Below are 18,664 nucleotides of genomic sequence, written 5' to 3'. Positions count from 1 at the left end.
GTCATGGGATCAAAGACCAGCCTTCTCGCCGAAGGCTGGTCTTTGACGATGACCGAACCGGGTGCCTGCGCGCGGCCGGGCGACCTTCCCTCCGGATCGGACACCATCCCGGCCATCGTCCCCGGCACGGTCGCCGCCGCCCTGGAAGCTGCCGGTCGCTTCGACCGCGACAATCCCGAACCGCTGATCGATAGGGATGCCTGGTATCGCCGCCCGCTTGCGGGCGAAACGCCGGGACCGGCAGTCTTGAGGTTCGCCGGGCTTGCGACCGTGGCCGAAGCGTTCCTCGACGAGACGCTGATCCTGTCGTCGGCAAGCATGTTCGAAAGCCACGACGTGCCGGTCGAGCTGAGCGGCACGCAAACCCTGTCGATCTGCTTTCGAGCGCTGAAACCGCATCTGGAAAAGACCGGCCCCCGCGCCCGCTGGCGGCCGCGGCTGATGACCAGCCAGGGCCTGCGCCTGATCCGCACCACCGCGCTCGGTTTCATGCCGGGATGGAGCCCGCAGGTTCATGCGGTGGGGCCTTGGCGGCCGGTTTCGGTGATCAGAGCGGCCGATAATCGCCTGGCCTCGCCTCTCCCATCCGGCCCCGCAGCCGACCTTCTTTCCGTCGGGGAGAAAGGGAAACTTGCCATATCCGCCGAGCTTGATGAAAGCGGGGCAGGCATTCTGAAAGTCAGCTTTGCGTTTGACGGGCCGCACCGCGATCTCCGGCTCCTCTGCAACGGCACCGAGACGCATTTCGCGAATGACGGCGAGCGATATTCGGCCGTGCTTCGCCTGCCGGATATAAAACCCTGGTGGCCGCATACCCATGGCGAACCGGCACTCTATGACGTCGTACTTGAAGCCGATGGCGAGGAATTCCCGCTGGTGCGCACGGGCTTCCGAAGCCTGAGTGTCGAACGCGGCCCGCACGGCAACGATTTCGCCGTCATCGTCAATGGTGAGAAGATATTCTGCCGCGGTGCCGTCTGGACGTCCGCCGACATCGTCAAGCTGCCCGGCGACCGCGCGAGCTACGAACCCTGGCTTCGGCTCGCAAGAGACGCGGGCATGAACATGATCCGCATTCCGGGCATCGCGACCTATGAAAGCCCGCAGTTTTTCGCCCTATGCGACGAACTGGGCCTCCTGGTCTGGCAGGACCTGATGTTCGCCAATTTCGACTATCCCGTCGCCGACCCGGATTTCTTGATTCACGTGAAATCGGAGGTGGAGCAGTTCCTTGCGGCGACTGGAGCCTCGCCGTCGCTTGCCGTCCTTTGCGGCGGCAGCGAGATCTACCAGCAGGGCGCCATGCTGGGCATGCCCGAACGGATCTGGAAAGGTCCCCTCTGCGAAGACGTGCTTCCTGCTTTGGCCGCGGGATACCGGCCGGACCTGCCCTATGTCGCGAATTCCCCCTGTGGCGGCGCGCAGCCTTTTTACCCGAATGCCGGCGTGGCGCATTATTACGGCGTCGGCGCCTACAAGCAGCCGCTGGAGGATGCCCGGCGGGCGGATGTCCGTTTCGCGGCCGAGTGCCTGGCCTTCTCCAACCTTTCGGACGCGGAAACGCTGGCCGGCGGCAAGGCCGGGATCCCACGGGACGTGGGAGCCGACTGGGATTTCGAGGATGTGCGGGACCACTATCTCGGCAGGCTTTACGACCTTGATCCGCAGACGCTGCGCGCGGAGCAGCCGGAACGCTATCTTGACTTTTCGCGCGCCGTGACCGGCGAAGTGATGGAAGCGGCTTTTGCCGAATGGCGGCGGCCGGGCTCCACCTGCAACGGCGCGCTCGCCTTCACCTTCCAGGATGTCATGCCGGGGCCCGGCTGGGGCGTGGTCGACGTCGGCGGAACGCCGAAACCCGCCTGGTTCGCGCTGAAACGGGCCTTCCGCCCGGTCCAGGCCGTGTTTGCCGACGAGGGCACCAATGGGCTGGATGTCCATCTTGTCAACGAAACTCCGGCCGACCTGCCGGTGGTTCTGGAAGTAACCTGCCTGCGGGAAGGCCGAATGTCCGTCGTGTCGGGTCGCCGCGACCTCACGCTTGCCGCCCGAAGCAGCAGAAGCCTCGCCGCGACCGACCTGTTCGGCGCCTTCTTCGACACGAACTACGCCTACCGTTTCGGCCCGCCCTCTCATGACGTGACGGTGGCGCGGTTGAGAGATGCGCAAACCGGGGAAATTCTGGCGCAGGCGCATCATTTCCCGCTCGGGCGCGCGCAGGCCCTGCATGATGCCGAAATCACCGTTTCGGTCGCCGAGGATGGCGGAGAGTTCTGGCTGGAGCTTTCGAGCGATGTCTTCGCCCAGTCGGTCCGTATCGAATGCGCCGGTTACCGCGCCTGCGACAATGGCTTCCATCTGGCGCCGGGCGCAATCAGACGAATCCGCCTTGACCCGCTCCCCGACGCCGCCGGCAGACCGGCCGGCACGATCCGGTCACTCGGCGGCGGCCGAATCGCGCGTTTTTGAATAGGCGTCCTCTTCCAGAGGGAAGCGGAAAGCCATCTTTCTCAATGTCTCCAGATAGACCTTGCGGGCATGCTCCGGCGTCAGGTTGTGATCGGCATTCGGAATGATCTGCGGCGTCACGTTCGGAAAACGGACCAGCCCCGACCCGTCGTGGCCGAAATAGAAATCATACTGTTCGAGACCGAGATCGTTCTCGCTGTAAATCAGCGAAACGGGAATGCCGCGATGGTGGAGGGTGCGGAAAGCACCGTAGATCGCCCGCCCTTCCGGCAGGAAACTGCGGAAGGCGTGCAGGACCTTGCCCTTGGCCTGGTTGCCGATGCCCTTGGCGATATTGCGGGCCGCGGTGACGACCTTGACCTCGCCCCTGAGGATGCGCCTGAAGGTTTCGGCCCGCAGAGCCCGCTTTCGGTAGTCGCGAAGGCTGCGCGCGCCGTTGACGATCATATCCTCGACGGAGCGACCGGGACGCCAGCGGAAGACCGCCGGATTGACGGAAACATTGCCGGCTATCCGCGGTTCCACCAGCGATGCCCGGAAGCCCAGAAAGGCGCCGCTGCAACGACCGGCGGTGACCACCGGCATCAGCCGCCGGGTTTCGAGAAAATCGATCGCTTCCGATACGTCGGCATTCTGGTCCGAATGATAGAGAACCTGGTCCGGCCGGCCGGGCACCGGTGGGCTGTCGCCGACATTGGCGGTATCGAAACGAAGCGACGGAATGCCGGACCGCGCCAGCGCGCGAGCGAGAGCCACTGTGGCGCGGCCCCAGCCGGCATGCCGGTCATAGGCGGATGTCAGGAAAAGCACCGTCGCGCCCGAGCGGCCGTGCAGCGGCTCGCAGAGCACCCCGGAGAGCCGGCCGTTGGTACCGAAGCGTGTCGGCGTTTCGGCAAAGCCGTCCCCGGTAAGCGGCGCGGGCGGCACCGGCAGGCGTGATGTCGGGGAAGCAGGTTCCGACGGCAGCGCGGCGATCCAGTCCGTCAGGTTATCGGCGACCGTCAGCGGCAGTTTCACGATCACCGGATTGGAGACGAGCTTGTCATAACCTTCGAACGCCTGTTCATCCACGTCCGCGCCAAGCGCCCGGAGCCGCGCGACAAATTCCATATCGGCCGGATGGTCTGCACGGCCGATGACCAGGACCCGCCCGGCAGGCGGCCGGTCGACGCCCAGCAGGTTGACGTTGCGGACCTCCTCGGCGATCTCGCCGGGCATGGTCAGCGACGCAATGGAGACGCCGGTCTTGTTGTACTGCCCGTCCGTGAGGCCGAGATTCTCATCGACCACCTTGGACCAGACCGCGAGCTCGCGGAGATGCAGACGCCCGGAAACGACCGGCGCCATATAAACGATGGCGTCGAGCGCTTCGATCGCCTCGGCGGCCTTGGTGGCAACGATCGCCCCGAGCCCCTGTGAGACGACGACGATGCGCTCGCAGCCCGAAAGCGCCTTGAGGTGGGCGGAGGCGGAGACCAGACTGTCGGACCAGACGGAAAGGCCGGCCTGGAAATCGATCTCGTCCAATGCATCGCCCGTGCCGGGATAATCGAATCGCAGGCTGGCAATACCGCGATCGGCCAGCTTTTCCGAAATGATGCGCCAGAACTTGCGCGTGCACATTTCCTCCAGCCCCCACGGGCTGGCGAAGAGGACAGCAAGGTTGGACGCTTGGGTTCCGGCCGACGGCGGCGTGAAAAGTCCGACCGTTCCGTCGAAGGTCAACGGTTCGGCAGCCGCGCGGGGCAGCAGCGGCGATATCTCCCCGGCGGTCGGGGACTTATTTCGGGCGTCCATCATGGCGAATGCCGGCAATTTCCATCACTATACCAGCAATACGCCCAGTTTTGCTCATAAAGACTTAAATTGTCCGGGGCGATTTTACCGGTCGCAGGCCGACTGTTCCGAAAAGATGCGGGAGAGGACCTGCATCTGCGGCCGGTCGCCGCCTTTGGTCGGCTGGATGTTGAGCGGCTCGTCTTCCGGCCACCAGTCGCCGCCGGCCCAATAGGACCAGCCGAGCCAGACGTCGGGGCCCTGCTCCACCGTTCTGACCATCTCCGCAAGTGCCGGCAGGCATTCCGGAGCGGCAGGCGTTGCGAATTCGCCGAGATATCCGCGCTGGCCATGTTTCCGAAGCCAGCCGCCGACATCGCTTATCGCCTTGACCGCCTCGGCCGCCCGCGAACATTCGGTATTCTTGCCGGAAAAATCCGCATCCAGATATTGGTGGACTTCGTAGGCGTAGTTGTCCTTCGGATCGGAAATGTCGAGCATCACCAATGCATTCGGCGTGCCGTAATCGCCCGCGAGCCAGCTATGGGCACCGGTCCAGGCCGTTCCCGGCACCAGCACGAGATTGCCGGATCCCGTCTGGCGGATCGCGCCGATCGCGCTATTGGCGGCTGAAAGCCAGTCCTCGGCCGCAATGTCGTAGGGTTCGTTCATCAAACCGAAGGCGATCCCGTCGATGCCGGCGACGGCTGCGGCAAGCCGCCGCCAGAAATCGGCAAAGGCGCTTTGCGGCACCGTTTCGGAGCCGATCGGCTGGCCCCGGAACCGGCCGTAATTGTGCGGGTCGAGAATGACGGCCATGCCGCTCGCCCGGATCAGCCGGACGGTGCCGCGCAGCCGTTCGAGCTCGGCGGCATCGAGCTCCTTGTAGAGAAGCGGCTGCAGCCTTTCCCAAAGGAACGGCAGGCGCACCGTGTTGAAACCTCTGGCAGCGAAATAGTCGATCGTTTCCTTGGAGGGATAGACATAACCCTTGCCGTAGGCATCGCCGAGATCGCCGAACTCGGCGCCCGCAAGGTTTATGCCGCGCAGGCAGGCGGTCTTTGCTTCGGCCGAACCGTTCACCACCGCCAAGGACACCAGGGCGCCCAGCAGGCGCGAGACGTGGCGACCGAATTTTGGGGACCTCTTCTGCAAGTCTTCCTCCAATGCGAAGCCGCAACCTGCCACCATAACCTTTAGCAAATGCGAATCGTTGCCGAAGCAGCCTCCGCGGCGGTGATGCGCGCGCCGACGGCGCAAAGGGAACGGAATTTTGTACGGCCGGCTTTAAGGTCGGGCCATGGAAGCCAACACAAACGGATCTTGAGATACGCTGTACACATTTCCGGAGTGAGACCGGGCGTCGTTGGGCTATTTTCCTTTTCCGGAAGGGCTGGATATTGTCCAACGCCCTTTTTATGTATACACGAAATGGCCAACCGATGGCGGAGGAGGGAGAATTGAGATGAAGAGTTATGTCCTGACCGTATCCTGCAAGACAACGCGGGGCATTGTCGCAGCGATATCCGGCTTTCTGGCCGAACAAGGCTGCAACATCATCGACTCGTCCCAGTTCGACGACCTCGACACCGGCAAGTTCTTCATGCGCGTCAGCTTCCTTTCCGAGGAAGGCGCCGAGCGCCCCGTCCTCGTCGAAGGCTTCAAGCCGATCGCCGACCGGTTCGGGATGGAATGGGAGATCTTCGACACCGCCGAGCGGATGAAGGTTCTCCTGATGGTCTCCCGTTTCGGCCACTGCCTGAACGACCTGCTCTACCGCTGGAAGATCGGCGCCCTGCCGATCGATATCGTCGGTGTCGTCTCCAACCATTTCGACTACCAGAAGCTGGTCGTCAACAACGACATTCCCTTCCACCACATCAAGGTGACGAAGGAAAACAAGCCGCAGGCCGAAGCCCAGCTCCTCGATCTCGTCGAGCAGAGCGGCACCGAGCTCATCGTGCTGGCCCGCTACATGCAGGTTCTCTCCGATGGCCTCTGCAGGAAGATGTCCGGCAAGATCATCAATATCCACCATTCGTTCCTGCCGAGCTTCAAGGGCGCCAACCCCTACAAGCAGGCCTACACGCGCGGCGTCAAGCTGATCGGCGCGACGGCCCATTACGTCACCGCCGATCTCGACGAAGGCCCGATCCTCGAGCAGGATACGGTGCGCATCACCCACGCCCAGAGCGCCGACGACTATGTTTCGCTCGGCCGCGACGTCGAAAGCCAGGTGCTGGCGCGCGCCATCCACGCCCACATCCACCACCGCACCTTCATCAACGGCAACCGCACCGTGGTCTTCCCGCCGAGCCCCGGTTCCTATGCCTCGGAGCGCATGGGCTGAGCCTTAGCCAAAGTCGGTAAAAAGGCCTATGGACGCGGGTCTTTAACGCTCTATCCTCTTCGGAAGCGCCCTTCCGGAGAGGTTCATGTCCGACGTCCTGCCAGAACTCATAGAGCCTCCTTCGAACGACCTCTCGATCGACGCGATCGAAGACCTTCTGCGCGACCACTACGGGCTATCGGGCCAGGTTTTCCCGATCGAGGGGCGGCAGAACCCCTATTTCCTGATCGACAACGGTCATATGCGGTATCTGCTCAAGGTGGCGCCCGCCGATGGCCCCGTCGAGGAGATCGAGGCCGAACACGCCCTGATGCGCCATATCCTGCGCAGTCCGGACGGGCCGCGGGTTCCCGAACCCGTGATGGCCAAGGACGGCGGCGACATGCTCGTCCTGCCGCTCGGCGGCGAAGACCGGCGCATCCGCCTCCTCACCTTTCTCGAAGGCGAACCGCCGCCGACGGGTGAAAAACTTTCCGACCGATCCATTGCCGCCTTTGGGGCGATCTCGGCGGCGCTTGCAAAAAGCCTCCAGGATTTCGACCATCCGGTCCTGCAGCGCGAGCCGGAGGGCGACCTGCGCAAGGCAGGCCCCCAGACGGTCTCTCTGTTGTCAGCGGTCACCGACCAGGACATCCGCGATGTGATCGCCAAGGCGATGGTGACGGCACTTCGGCGCATCCAGCCGCTGGGCCCGAGCCTGAGGGTCGCGGCCGCGCACCAGAACCTGAATGCCGGAACCGTCATCGGCGAAGAAACGGACGGCACATGGCTGCCGACCGGCGTGACGGATTTTACCGGCATTTCCAACGGCTGGCTGGTCGCCGGCTTCGCCAATACCTGCGCCTACCTTCTCGCCGACCGCGACGGAGATCCGTTCGCGCTGCTGCCGGCGATCCGTGCCTATCATGAGATCCACCCGCTCACTCCAGGCGAAATCGAAGCGCTGTGGCCGCTGGTCGTCGCCCGCACCGGCATTCTCGCGGCGGAAGCCGAGAGCCGGCAGGCCCGCTCGCCCGATGATCCTCAGGCCAGGCAGGAGACCGAGAAACGCCGTGCCGTGCTGACCGGTGCAACCTCGGTTTCACCGGCGCAGGTGTTGGCAGCCATTCTCGATGCAACGGGAACGGCGAAGCCGTTGCCGGAGATCGGCCGGCTGCTGCCCGATATCGACCCCGAGACCTTCCGGATGGTGGACCTGAGCGTCACCAGCCCGCTCCTCTATGGCGGCAACTGGACGGATGCCGACAACGACTGGAAGCTGCTTGCCCATATCGCCTGGGAGACCGGCCGCGCCTGCACCCGCTACGGCGAATACCGCCTGTCGAAAAGCCTCACCGATCCGCAACAGGCGCCGGAGAGTTTCGCGCTTCATATCGATGCCTGCATACCCGCCCGGACGGTGGCGGTGGCCCCCTTCGCGGGCACGCTGAAAAGCGCCGGCCCCCGCCTCGTCCTCGCTGGCCGCGACCTGACCCTGCATGTCGAAGGTCTCGAATGCACGCTTGCCGAAGAGACTGAACTCGCGGCCGGCGATCCGCTTGGCGTGATTGCCGGGGCCGACAATTCCGTCGGCGGCCTGCGGCTCAGGTTCTGCCTCGATCCGGATCTCGTGCCGCCGCTCTTCTGCAAACCTTCGGAGGTCGGCACCTGGTCGAGACTATGCCCCTCGCCCTCGGCGCTGCTCGGCATCGACGCGAATGCTCCGGCGCCCAGACACTCCGACCAGGCGGTTCGCGGCTGGAAGGAATATCTCTTCGATCCAACGGGCCGCACGGCGCTCGACCTCGGCGGCCAGGCCCCGCTGATCGGCCACGGGCATCCGCGTCCTGCTGCCGCGACCTACCGCCAGGCCTTGCTGCTCAACCGCACGACTGGCCAGCCGTCGGAGCCTGAAGAGGTTTTGCGCGCGCAACTGGCCGAGCTTGCGCCTGAAGGGTTGAGCCATGTCGCTTTTGCCGCCGGACGCGATCAAGCCCTCGATCTCGCCTTCCGGCTTGCCCGCGCCTACACGAACAAGGGCCGGATCGTCGGCCTGCCGGGGATCAGGCTGGATCGCCGGGACCCGGACTTCTTCCCCGTTCCGTCGATCGGGACCGCTGCCGACATGATCCACGACCTCGAGGATGTCGCGGCAGCGCTGGCGGAAGGTTATGGCGAGGCCGCCCATCCGGGCGATCCCTTGACTGAACTGAAGGAGAAGGCGGGCCTGCTGATTGTCGACGAAACCGGCACCGGCTACGGCCGAGTCGGCCATCACACCTGGGGTTTCTCGCACCGGGGCCTTGCACCTGACATCCTGGTCGCGGACGGGCCGGACGGAGGCACGCCTGCACTTGTAATGACGCGGCCGGAAATCGCGGCCAGTCTTTCCCCGCACGAACACCGCCCGGCCATCTGTCCGGTCAAGGCCGCAGCGGCCTTGGCGGCGCTGGATGTCGTGAGGGACGAACAATTGCGGGAAAACACCCGCGAGATCGGCAGCCACCTGAAGACACGGCTCGAAGGCCTCGCCGAGCGGTTTCCCGCGATCGTTGACGTAACCGGCAGCGGCCTGCTGCTCGCGGTCGAGCTCGCCGAGGAGGCGGCCGATCTCGGCGAACGGCTGCGGCCCGGCTTTATCGTGGACGACAGCACCCCGAAGCGCATCGTTCTGCGTCCGCCCCTGTGCCTCAGCCGCGAAAGTGCGGACAGGCTCGCGGATCGGATCGAGACCCTGCTCTCGGAAAGTTGAGTTCGCCGACCCGCCCTCGACGGAAATTTTCCGCTCCCGATCCTTGCTTGGCTGAAAAAGCCACCTACTTGAGGGTCGGCAGGCAGCGGTTAAGAATCGCGAATGAAATTTCACAATTCAGCCTTCTTCCTGTCATCAGTCGGAAAAAAATTCTAGGTAGACTGATTTTCGTTGATCAATCTGTGGGATTCGCTTACAGATGATTTTCATTCGGCAGACTCTGAGTCTGGCCGGTTTTCGCGCATCGCTATGAGGGAGAGTGACATGTTTAAATTCATCCGCGTCGCCACCTTTGGTGAGATCGCGTTTGACATGAATGGCACGGATCGCCGCTCCCTTCCGTGCTGTCGAATGTAACGCTTCAGTTCAATCGTTCCTGAAAATTTCATTCGCCAGAGCTGCGTCGCAAGCAGCCATAGCGGGAGTCTGCCATGCAGAAGCAAGTAATCGAATTCGGCGGCGAGCCCGTCGGTATTGTCATTCCTGACGCGGATCGGCTGAAGTTCATCGCCGTCAAATTCCATGTCATCGATCTGGACGAACAGCGTTTCGGCTCGGCGGACGAAGTGCGCCTCGCGATCCGCGACCTGGTTCGCTCGCGCAACGGCGCCTCCGCGGCGCATGCCTGAGATCTTTTGGAAACAACCCCAAAAAGCCGCCCCAGGGGCGGCTTTTTTATTGCGCGCCTAGAACGCGGTAAAAGTCATCGTCGTCAACGAGCGCTCGATGCCCGGGATGGAAGCGATTTTCTCGTTCACGAAGCGGCCGATCTCGTCATTGTCCTTGATATAGACCTTCAACAGCAGATCCCAGTCGCCGCTGGTCGAATAGAGTTCGGACGCGAGCTCGGTCTTGTAGATCGCGTCGGCGACCTCGTAGGTCTTGCCGGGCTTGCAGCGGAGCTGGACGAAAATAGGTTTCATGGACGTCTTCCCGTCGGTCGGATCGCCTTCGCGATCATGATGGACATGCCCGACTATTGGCCGATGCGGCCGCCATTCGCAAGCACATCCCGATGATTCTCTTGGCTCTGAATTTCCTGGGTGATCCAGTCCCGGAAGGCGGCAAGCGGCGGATAGGTGGCTCGGTCGGGCGGATAGGCGAGATAATATTGTCCGGTTTCCATCCTTTCGGCATCTACGGCCGGCACCAGCAGGCCCCGCTCCAGTTCCCGGTCGATCAGGAACCGCGGCAACAGCGCCGCACCGAGCCCGGCGGCCGCCGCCTCCACCATGGTCATGAACTGGTCGAAAAGCATGCCATGCAATGAATCGAATGCGATCCGGTTCTTCGAGAACCACAATTCCCAGGCATCCGGCCGCGTATTGAGATGGAGAAGCGGCGCGTCAAGCACATCGGCCGGCGTTTGAAGATCATGCCTGATCCTGAATTCCGGGCTGCAGGCCGGCACGACTTCCTCATCCATCAGGAAAGTGAGCGCCGCGCCCGGCCAGCGGGCCCCACCGAAATGAATGGCGGCATCCAGTGTGTCGAACCGGAAGTCGAAAGGCTCGAGCCGGGTGATGAAATTCACCACCATGCCGGGATGCGCATCGAGAAACCGCCCGATTCGCGGCGTCAGCCAGCGTGTGCCGAAAAACGGCAGGATGGCGAGGTTCAGCGTGCCACCGGAAGGATTGGCCCTGAGGTTGAGCGATGCATGCGAGATGCGCCTGAGCGCTTCGCGCACCTCTCGGGCATAACCGTCGCCGGCGAGCGTCAGCCGGATCGTCTGGCGTTCGCGCAGGAACAGCGCCACGCCGAGCTGCTTTTCCAGCGCCGAAATCTGGCGGCTGACGGCGCTCTGGGTGAGGCCGAGCTCGTTCGCCGCCGCCGTGACGCTGCCGGTGCGCGCCGCCGCCTCGAAGGCCGACAGCAGCGAGAATGAGGGAAGAAAACGCCGGGGCGGCAGCATGTCATTCCTCCAGCGAATGACCTGTTGAGAACATGTCGATATTCATCGATAAAGGCTGCCTGTAAAGAGTTGGCGATCAACGCTCCCGGACAATCCTCATGCTGAACGATCCCCGCTCTCACGGCCTCTGGGAAAAGACCGCTCCTGCTCCGCCGGCGACACGCCGGCTGGAGGAGACGATATCGGCCGACGTGGTGATTGTCGGCGGCGGTTACACGGGCCTGTCGGCGGCACTGCATCTCGCGGAAGCGGGAACCAATGTCGTACTGCTCGAAGCCGCGGAGATCGGTTTCGGCGGGGCGGGACGCAATGTCGGCCTCATCAATGCCGGCATGTGGGTCATGCCCGACGATTTTCCGAAGGAACTCGGTCCCGTCCACGGCGAGCGCCTGCTCGATCTGCTCGGCAACGGTCCCGCTCTCGTCCGCGAACTGATAGAGAAATACGCCATCGCCTGCGAGCTGGAAAAGAACGGCACGCTGCACTGCGCGGTTGGTCCCGAAGGGCTGAAGGAGCTGGAAGAACGCGCCCGGCAATGGCAGGCGCGCGGCGCCCCGGTGACCCTGCTCGACGCCGCCGAAACCGAGCGGCGGGTCGGTTCCGGCGCCTATGCCGGATCCCTGCTCGACATGCGCGCCGGCACGCTGCAGCCGCTCGCCTATGCCCGCGGCCTCGCCCATGCGGCGGTGAAGGCCGGCGCAAGGCTCCATACCGGCAGCGCTGTGACCCGCACGGATGACGTCAACGGCCGGAAGGTCGTCAGGACTGCCGCCGGAGAAGTGACGGCGGACTGGATCATCGTTGCCACCGACGCCTACAGCACCGGCCCGTGGGAACAGGTGCGCCGCGAGCAGGTCTATCTGCCCTATTTCAACCTCGCAACCACGCCGCTCGGCGACAACCTGCGCCGTTCGATCCTGCCGGGCCGGGAAGGCTGCTGGGACACCAGGGACATCCTCTCCTCGTTCCGCATGGACCAGGCCGGCCGGCTTGTCTTCGGTTCGGTCGGCGCGTTGCGCGGCACCGGAACGGCGATCCACAAGAGCTGGGCACGGCGCTCTCTGAAACGGCTCTTCCCCCAGCTCGGAAACGTGGAATTCGAGGCGGAATGGTATGGCCAGATCGGCATGACCGACAACGCCCTGCCGCGTTTCCACAAATTCGGCCGCAACGTCCTCGGTTTTTCCGGCTACAATGGTCGCGGCATCGCGCCGGGCACGACGTTCGGCAAGCTGCTGGCGCGCCATATCCTCGGCGAGGTTTCGGAAGCCGACCTGCCGCTGCCGCTGACCGAGGTTCAGGAAGCCGGCTTTAGGGCCATGAAGGAAGCCTATTATGAAGCGGGCGCGCAGATCGCCCATTTCACCGGCGAACGGTTCTGATTGCGAAACCGCAGCCGATTTGTACATTGACGCAAATTCGACACCCGGAGACTGATATGACGCTCGCCACTCTCGATCTCGCCGCTGAGGTGAAAACCATTCTGAGCGATCTCGGCGTCAAGGCCGAAAGCTATACGGGCGGCACGCTTGCCGTCCGCTCGCCGATCACCGGCCTGGAAATCGGCAGACTGCCGGAAGAAACCACTGCCAGCGCCGCAAAGGCGATCGACGCCGCCCACGCGGCGTTTCTGGAATGGCGGCTGGTGCCGGCCCCGAAGCGTGGCGAACTGATCCGCCTGCTCGGTGAGGAGCTGCGCGCGGCCAAGGCAGCGCTCGGCCGGCTCGTATCGATCGAAGTCGGCAAGGTCACCTCCGAAGGCCTCGGCGAAGTGCAAGAAATGATCGACATCTGCGATTTCGCGGTCGGCCTTTCCCGCCAGCTCTACGGCCTGACGATCGCCACCGAGCGCTCCGAGCACCGGATGATGGAGACCTGGCATCCGCTCGGTGCGATCGGCATCATTTCCGCCTTCAACTTCCCGGTCGCCGTCTGGTCCTGGAATGCCGCGCTCGCCATCGTCTGCGGCAATTCCACCGTCTGGAAGCCGTCGGAAAAGACGCCGCTCACCGCGCTCGCCACCCAGGCGATCTTCGAAAAGGCGCTCGCCCGTTTCGTCGCCGACGGCGGAAAGGCGCCGAAGAACCTCTCGACCCTGCTGATCGGCGGCCGCGACATCGGCGAAGTGCTGGTCGATCACGACAGGATCCCGCTGGTTTCGGCGACCGGCTCGACGGCGATGGGCCGCGCCGTCGGCCCGCGGCTCGCGTCGCGTTTTGCCCGCTCGCTGCTCGAACTCGGCGGCAACAATGCAGCGATCGTCGCCCCGACCGCCGATCTCGACCTGACGCTGCGCGGCGTCGCCTTCGCCGCCATGGGCACGGCCGGCCAGCGCTGCACCTCGCTTCGCCGCCTCTTCGTGCATGACAGCGTTTACGAAACGCTGGTGCCGCGCCTCGCCAAGGCCTACCAGTCCGTGACGATCGGCAGCCCGCTCGAAAACGGCAACCTCGTCGGCCCGCTGATCGACAAGATGGCCTATGACAAGATGCAAAAGGCGCTGGATGCCGCCAAGGCCGAAGGCGGCAAGGTGACCGGCGGCGAACGCGTCCACCAGAACGAGGCGGCCGACGCCTACTACGTCCGCCCCGCCATCGTCGAAATGCCGGCCCAGACCGGCCCGGTGAAAGATGAGACGTTTGCGCCGATCCTTTACGTGATGAAATATTCGAGCTTCGATGAGGCGCTCGCGCTGCATAACGACGTGCCGCAGGGCCTTTCCTCCTCGATCTTCACCAACGACATGCGCGAAGCCGAGACCTTCGTCTCCGCCCGAGGCTCGGATTGCGGCATCGCCAACGTCAATATCGGCCCCTCCGGCGCCGAGATCGGCGGCGCGTTCGGCGGCGAGAAGGAAACCGGCGGCGGCCGCGAATCCGGCTCAGACGCCTGGCGCACCTATATGCGCCGGGCCACCAACACGCTGAACTACGGCCGCACCCTGCCGCTCGCGCAGGGCGTCAAGTTCGACATCGAATAACCGATGGCCGAGCCCATGAACCTGCTGACCGACATCGAAGGCGTGGCTGTTGGCCATGCCACCGATCTTGCCTTGGGTTCGGGGGTCACGGCCATCGTGTTCGACGAACCGGCGATCGCCTCCGGCTCAGTACTCGGCGGCGCGCCGGGCGGGCGCGATACCGCGCTGCTCGATCCTTCCATGACCGTGCAGACGGTCGATGCTTTCGTCTTGTCCGGCGGCTCGGCCTTCGGGCTGGATGCGGCCGGCGGAGTGCAATCGGGCCTGCGCGAGATCGGCCGCGGTTTCCAGGTCGGCAGCGTCCGCGTGCCGATCGTGCCTCAAGCGATCCTGATGGACCTGCTGAACGGCGGCGATAAGGACTGGGGCCTGCATTCGCCATATCGCGACATGGGTTACGAGGCGTTCGGAGCTGCCGCAAAAGGGCCGTTCGCACTCGGAACTGTCGGAGCCGGGACGGGCGCCACAACGGCGACCTTCAAAGGCGGTATCGGCTCGGCCAGCGCCAGGACTTCATCCGGCCATTGGGTTGCGGCGCTCATGGCCGCCAATGCCCTGGGCTCTGCGACAATAGGCGAAGGTCCGCATTTCTGGGCGTCTCCCTTCGAAGAAAACCAGGAGTTCGGCGGGCTCGGTCTGCCTCCGGCCTTCGACAATCGCATGCGCCTCAAGGGCCGCAACGTGACGTCGACGACAATAGGCGTCGTCGTCACCGATGCCGTGCTGACCAAGGCGCAGGCACACCGGCTTTCCATCCTCGCCCATGACGGCCTCGCCCGCGCGATCCTGCCGGCGCATCTCCCCTTCGATGGCGACACGGTCTTTTCGGCGGCAACAGGCGCAAAGCCTTTGAACGACCCAGCGGATTTCATGGAGATCTGCCATCTGGCGACGCTGGTGACCGCCCGCGCCGTCGCCCGTGGCGTCTACGAAGCGACGGCCCTGCCCGTTGCCAACGCCCAGGCCGCCTGGCGCGACAGATTCACTTCGCCCGCTCGATAGTCTTCAATGCTTCCTCCAGTCGGGGCCAGTCGCTTTCGCCGGGAAGGCCAATCCGGAGATCATCGGGCCGCTCCTCGAACCGGCGTACCAGAATGCCGTGCTCTCCGAGGTGTCGAAAGATCGCCTGCGCGCGCGGATCGCGGATGAACCGGAACAGCGACGTTCCGCCCATGACGGATATGCCGGCAGCGGCGAGCAAAGCATCCAGCCGCGTCGCGTCCTCTTTCAGCCTCATCCGCATCGCCTGCCGCCATTGGCTGTCGCCGAGCGCTTCGTTCGCCACATGCAATGCCGGACCCGACACCGCCCATGGACCGAGCCGGCTCTCGATTCTCGCGACGGTTTCCGGGTGAGAAATCACGAAGCCGAGCCGCAGGCCGGCCATGCCGTAGAACTTGCCGAAGGACCGCAGCACCGCGAGCCCCCCGGCATCCACCGCATCAGCGACGCTCGAGGCCTCCGACACATCCATGAAGGCCTCGTCGACGACCAGCAGCCCGCCCTTGCCACGCATGATTGCGGCGAGCGCCAGAAGTTCGTCGCGCCCGACGATACGGCCGGTCGGGTTGTTGGGATTGACGATGACGGCGAGGTCCGCTTCCGCCAACCGATTCAGATCAGCCGTTTCCAAAACCTCGAAGCCGGCCAGCCGCGCCGCCCGGGCATGCTCCGCATAAGTCGGGGAGAGAACCGCGGCCCGGCCTTTCCCGACAACCAGATCCGCGACCATCGGCAGCAGGATCTGGGTCCCCGGCCCCGCCGCCACATGCGCCGTCGAGGGCGCGCCGTAAGCGCCGGCGGCCAAAGCTTTCAGCTTTTCGGCCGATGCGACCTCAGGCAGTCGCGCGAAAACATTGCCGGGCAGCGGCGAATGCGGATAGGAATGCGGGCTGATACCGGTGGAGAGATCGACCCAGGGTTCCAGCGCTTGGCCAAACAGCGCCCGGGCACGGGAAAGGTTGCCGCCGTGCTGTATCGGATCGCCAATTCCACCGCCAGTTTCAGGGCCTGTCACGTTCATGTTCCTTCTCGCATTTTCTGCCCTGATCGTGGAACGCATTGTCGGTTACCCGGACTGGCTGTTCCGGCGCATCGGCCATCCGGTCACGTGGATCGGCGCGCTGATATCGCGGCTCGACCGGGACCTGAATCGCGAAAGCGACGATTTCTCCACGCGCAGGCGAAAGGGCATCCTTGCGCTTCTGGCGCTCCTCGGCATCACCATCCTGCTCGGCCTGGTGATCCAATACGACCTGATGCTGATCCCTGTCGGGCCGGTCCTGCTGGTTCTCCTCGCGGCCAGCCTGCCTGCTCAAAAGAGCCTCGAGACCCATGTCGAAGCCGTCGCGACGGCGCTGCAACAGGCAGGACTCGAAGCCGGCCGGAAGGCCGTGTCGAAGATTGTCGGACGCGACCCGGAAAAGCTCGACGAAGCCGCCGTCTGCCGCGCGGCGATCGAGAGCCTGGCGGAGAATTTTTCCGACGGCGTCGTGGCGCCGGCCTTCTGGATGGGAATATTCGGCCTTGCCGGCGGCGTCGGTTACAAGGCGGCCAATACCGCCGACAGCATGATCGGCCACAGATCGCCGCGCTACGAGGCGTTCGGCTGGGCGGCGGCGCGTTTCGACGACCTCATAAACCTGCCCGCCTCGCGCCTGAGCGCCCTTCTTTTCGTGGTCGCGGCGGGTTTTATCGATGGCGCTTCGCCGGGCAACGCGATCCGCGCCATCAGGCGGGATGCCCGCCATCACCGTTCGCCCAATGCCGGCTGGCCGGAAGCGGCGATGGCCGGCGCGCTCGGCATAGCGCTCGCCGGCCCGCGCAGTTACGGTGGCCGGATGATCGAGGCCCGTTTCATGGGCGAAGGCGGCCGCTCCGAGCTCAATGCCAACGACATAAGTCGCGCGCTGAAGCTCGCCCGCATCGCCGACGCGCTGCTGATCGGCCTTTTCGGCCTTCTGGCGCTGATCATCTGGCAAGTCTGAGCAGCCCGTCGAGATCGAGGTGCTTTTCCATATGCGCGGCCAGCCGGTCGAGCACCGCATCGACCCCGGCCTCATAGTCAAGGCCGGATGCCGCCCCGCCCAGCCGCGTCAGCCAGGCAGATCGCTGCCTATCGTCCGAAAACAGCCCATGGAGATAGGTCCCCCATACCCGGCCATCCGCCGATATCGCACCTTCCGGACTTCTGCCGATTGTCGCAAAAGACCGGGCGCAATCGGCACCGGTGGTTCGCCCGATATGCATTTCATAACCGGAGAGGGAAATTCCGTCGAAACTCTTTCCCGCGACGGCCTCCAGCCGTTTGTCGCCTCCGAGAACCGTCTCGACATCCAGCAGGTCCAGCCCCTCGATCGACCCCGCCGGCCCTTCCGTTCCTTCCGGATCGGAAATCGTTTTGCCGAGCATCTGATAGCCGCCGCAGAGACCAAGCACCCGCCCGCCGCGGCGGACATGCGCTGCGATATCCACGTCGAAGCCCGCGGCCTTCAGCGCCTGCAGGTCGGATATCGTCGCTTTCGAGCCGGTGAGCAGCACGAGGTCGCAATCGCCGGGAATGACCTGCCCCGATCGGACACGGATGAGATCGACATCCGGCTCCGCCTCCAGCGGATCGAGATCGTCGAAATTGGAGATATGCGGCAGGATCGGCACCGCGATCCTGATCTTCGCACCCGCCTTGCGCAGCGAAGGCGCAGCGAGGCTGAGCGCATCTTCCGCCGGCAGCCGGGACGCGTCGGCAAAATGCGGCAACAGCCCGATCGACTGCCAGCCGGTAAGGTCCCCGATCATGCGCATGCCCTCGGCAAACAGTTCTGGATCGCCCCGGAACCGGTTGACGATGAAACCCCGGATCATCGCGGCGTCCTCGGGATCGAGCACCAGCTTCGTGCCGGCAAGGCTGGCGATCACCCCGCCGCGATCGATATCGCCGATCAGCACCACCGGCACCTGGGCTGCCCGCGCAAATCCCATATTGGCGATGTCGTTCCGGCGCAGGTTGATTTCCGAGGCGCTCCCGGCGCCCTCGACGAGAACGAGATCAGCCTGATTGCGGAGGATTTCAAAACTTTCCAGAACCCGTGGCATCAGCGCCGGTTTGAGGCTCTGGTATTCGGCAGCCCTGGCATTGCCTTCGACCCTGCCCTGCACCACGACCTGCGCGCCGACCTCGCTCTGCGGCTTCAGGAGCACCGGGTTCATATGGACGCTGAGCGGCACGCCCGCCGCCCGCGCCTGCAGCGCCTGTGCCCGGCCGATCTCGCCGCCATCGGCGGTGACCGCCGCATTGTTCGACATGTTCTGCGGCTTGAACGGCATGATCTTCAGGCCGCGAGCCACAAAGGCGCGGGCAAGCCCGGCGACGACCAGCGACTTGCCCACATCCGAACCCGTTCCCTGGAACATCAGCGCCCGAGCTGGAGTGACCGGAACCATGAC

14 protein-coding genes are annotated in these 18,664 nt (G+C 64.4%); 8 read left to right on the top strand and 6 right to left on the bottom strand.

What is annotated here, in order from left to right; translation table 11 throughout:
• The first annotated feature begins 3 nt into the window (after positions 1 to 3).
• The gene (locus J2X76_RS28715) at positions 4 to 2,469 is read left to right on the top strand and encodes a glycosyl hydrolase 2 galactose-binding domain-containing protein (protein WP_310220965.1); all 2,466 of its coding nucleotides are present in this window, start codon (positions 4 to 6) and stop codon (positions 2,467 to 2,469) included.
• On the opposite strand, the gene J2X76_RS28710 is transcribed toward J2X76_RS28715, so the two are convergent.
• Both J2X76_RS28710 and J2X76_RS28705 read right to left on the bottom strand, forming a co-directional pair.
• On the bottom strand, positions 2,437 to 4,269 hold the full coding sequence (locus J2X76_RS28710; protein WP_310220925.1) for an alpha/beta fold hydrolase: 1,833 nt from the start codon (positions 4,267 to 4,269) through the stop codon (positions 2,437 to 2,439). The genes J2X76_RS28715 and J2X76_RS28710 overlap by 33 nt on opposite strands.
• 81 nt (positions 4,270 to 4,350) lie before the next feature.
• Entirely contained in the window at positions 4,351 to 5,400 is a 1,050-nt protein-coding gene (locus tag J2X76_RS28705; protein WP_310220923.1) for a glycoside hydrolase family 5 protein, read from the bottom strand.
• 310 nt (positions 5,401 to 5,710) lie between these two features.
• Here J2X76_RS28705 and purU point away from each other — a divergent pair, with 310 nt between their 5' ends.
• The 3 genes from purU (at position 5,711) to J2X76_RS28690 (ending at position 9,955) form a co-directional block, all read left to right on the top strand.
• A complete protein-coding gene (gene purU / locus J2X76_RS28700) occupies positions 5,711 to 6,595 on the top strand; it encodes a formyltetrahydrofolate deformylase (RefSeq protein ID WP_310220921.1) in 885 nt (294 codons plus the stop codon).
• 85 nt (positions 6,596 to 6,680) lie between these two features.
• Positions 6,681 to 9,326 (top strand): aminotransferase class III-fold pyridoxal phosphate-dependent enzyme, encoded by a 2,646-nt coding sequence (locus J2X76_RS28695; RefSeq protein WP_310220919.1) that lies wholly within the window; start codon positions 6,681 to 6,683, stop codon positions 9,324 to 9,326.
• Between the two features lie 431 nt (positions 9,327 to 9,757).
• Complete coding sequence (locus J2X76_RS28690; protein ID WP_113125254.1) at positions 9,758 to 9,955, top strand: hypothetical protein; 198 nt, start codon at positions 9,758 to 9,760, stop codon at positions 9,953 to 9,955.
• A 57-nt stretch (positions 9,956 to 10,012) separates the two neighbouring features.
• Here J2X76_RS28690 and J2X76_RS28685 read toward each other — a convergent pair whose 3' ends face one another.
• A complete protein-coding gene (locus tag J2X76_RS28685) occupies positions 10,013 to 10,249 on the bottom strand; it encodes an Lrp/AsnC ligand binding domain-containing protein (RefSeq protein WP_007765628.1) in 237 nt (78 codons plus the stop codon).
• A gap of 53 nt (positions 10,250 to 10,302) precedes the next feature.
• Positions 10,303 to 11,241 (bottom strand): LysR family transcriptional regulator, encoded by a 939-nt coding sequence (locus J2X76_RS28680; protein WP_310220913.1) that lies wholly within the window; start codon positions 11,239 to 11,241, stop codon positions 10,303 to 10,305.
• A 98-nt stretch (positions 11,242 to 11,339) separates the two neighbouring features.
• Between J2X76_RS28680 and J2X76_RS28675 the strand changes: the two genes are divergently transcribed.
• The 3 genes from J2X76_RS28675 to J2X76_RS28665 are packed head-to-tail and all read left to right on the top strand — an operon-like array spanning position 11,340 to position 15,223.
• Complete coding sequence (locus J2X76_RS28675) at positions 11,340 to 12,623, top strand: FAD-binding oxidoreductase (RefSeq protein ID WP_310220912.1); 1,284 nt, start codon at positions 11,340 to 11,342, stop codon at positions 12,621 to 12,623.
• A gap of 56 nt (positions 12,624 to 12,679) precedes the next feature.
• Entirely contained in the window at positions 12,680 to 14,221 is a 1,542-nt protein-coding gene (locus J2X76_RS28670) for an aldehyde dehydrogenase family protein (RefSeq protein ID WP_310220911.1), read from the top strand.
• Between the two features lie 3 nt (positions 14,222 to 14,224).
• Positions 14,225 to 15,223, top strand: coding sequence for a P1 family peptidase (locus J2X76_RS28665; protein ID WP_113125258.1), 999 nt, complete (start codon positions 14,225 to 14,227; stop codon positions 15,221 to 15,223).
• On the opposite strand, the gene cobD is transcribed toward J2X76_RS28665, so the two are convergent.
• Positions 15,204 to 16,244: a threonine-phosphate decarboxylase CobD gene (cobD, locus tag J2X76_RS28660; protein WP_310220910.1), complete on the bottom strand. Its 1,041-nt coding sequence runs from the start codon at positions 16,242 to 16,244 to the stop codon at positions 15,204 to 15,206. The two genes, J2X76_RS28665 and cobD, sit on opposite strands and share 20 nt — an antisense overlap.
• On the opposite strand from cobD, the gene cbiB reads away from it, so the two are divergent.
• Positions 16,243 to 17,208: an adenosylcobinamide-phosphate synthase CbiB gene (cbiB, locus tag J2X76_RS28655; RefSeq protein WP_310220908.1), complete on the top strand. Its 966-nt coding sequence runs from the start codon at positions 16,243 to 16,245 to the stop codon at positions 17,206 to 17,208. The two genes, cobD and cbiB, sit on opposite strands and share 2 nt — an antisense overlap.
• Here cbiB and J2X76_RS28650 read toward each other — a convergent pair.
• The gene (locus J2X76_RS28650) at positions 17,192 to 18,661 is read right to left on the bottom strand and encodes a cobyric acid synthase (RefSeq protein WP_310220906.1); all 1,470 of its coding nucleotides are present in this window, start codon (positions 18,659 to 18,661) and stop codon (positions 17,192 to 17,194) included. The genes cbiB and J2X76_RS28650 overlap by 17 nt on opposite strands.
• Positions 18,662 to 18,664: the final 3 nt, after the last annotated feature.

Origin of the sequence: Neorhizobium sp. 2083, from assembly GCF_031455615.1 — a bacterium.
Classification (GTDB): Bacteria; Pseudomonadota; Alphaproteobacteria; order Rhizobiales; family Rhizobiaceae; genus Neorhizobium.
This window is presented reverse-complemented; position numbering and strand designations above follow the sequence as displayed.

Bases quoted from the DNA above. Each gene is read 5' to 3' on its own strand.
- J2X76_RS28715 (WP_310220965.1), top strand. From the start codon at position 4: ATGGGATCAAAGACCAGCCTTCTCGCCGAAGGCTGGTCTTTGACGATG.
- J2X76_RS28710 (WP_310220925.1), bottom strand. From the start codon at position 4,269: ATGATGGACGCCCGAAATAAGTCCCCGACCGCCGGGGAGATATCGCCG.
- purU (WP_310220921.1), top strand. From the start codon at position 5,711: ATGAAGAGTTATGTCCTGACCGTATCCTGCAAGACAACGCGGGGCATT.
- J2X76_RS28695 (WP_310220919.1), top strand. From the start codon at position 6,681: ATGTCCGACGTCCTGCCAGAACTCATAGAGCCTCCTTCGAACGACCTC.
- J2X76_RS28690 (WP_113125254.1), top strand. From the start codon at position 9,758: ATGCAGAAGCAAGTAATCGAATTCGGCGGCGAGCCCGTCGGTATTGTC.
- J2X76_RS28685 (WP_007765628.1), bottom strand. From the start codon at position 10,249: ATGAAACCTATTTTCGTCCAGCTCCGCTGCAAGCCCGGCAAGACCTAC.
- J2X76_RS28680 (WP_310220913.1), bottom strand. From the start codon at position 11,241: ATGCTGCCGCCCCGGCGTTTTCTTCCCTCATTCTCGCTGCTGTCGGCC.
- J2X76_RS28675 (WP_310220912.1), top strand. From the start codon at position 11,340: ATGCTGAACGATCCCCGCTCTCACGGCCTCTGGGAAAAGACCGCTCCT.
- J2X76_RS28670 (WP_310220911.1), top strand. From the start codon at position 12,680: ATGACGCTCGCCACTCTCGATCTCGCCGCTGAGGTGAAAACCATTCTG.
- J2X76_RS28665 (WP_113125258.1), top strand. From the start codon at position 14,225: ATGGCCGAGCCCATGAACCTGCTGACCGACATCGAAGGCGTGGCTGTT.
- cbiB (WP_310220908.1), top strand. From the start codon at position 16,243: ATGTTCCTTCTCGCATTTTCTGCCCTGATCGTGGAACGCATTGTCGGT.
- cobD (WP_310220910.1), bottom strand. From the start codon at position 16,244: ATGAACGTGACAGGCCCTGAAACTGGCGGTGGAATTGGCGATCCGATA.
- J2X76_RS28650 (WP_310220906.1), bottom strand. From the start codon at position 18,661: ATGGTTCCGGTCACTCCAGCTCGGGCGCTGATGTTCCAGGGAACGGGT.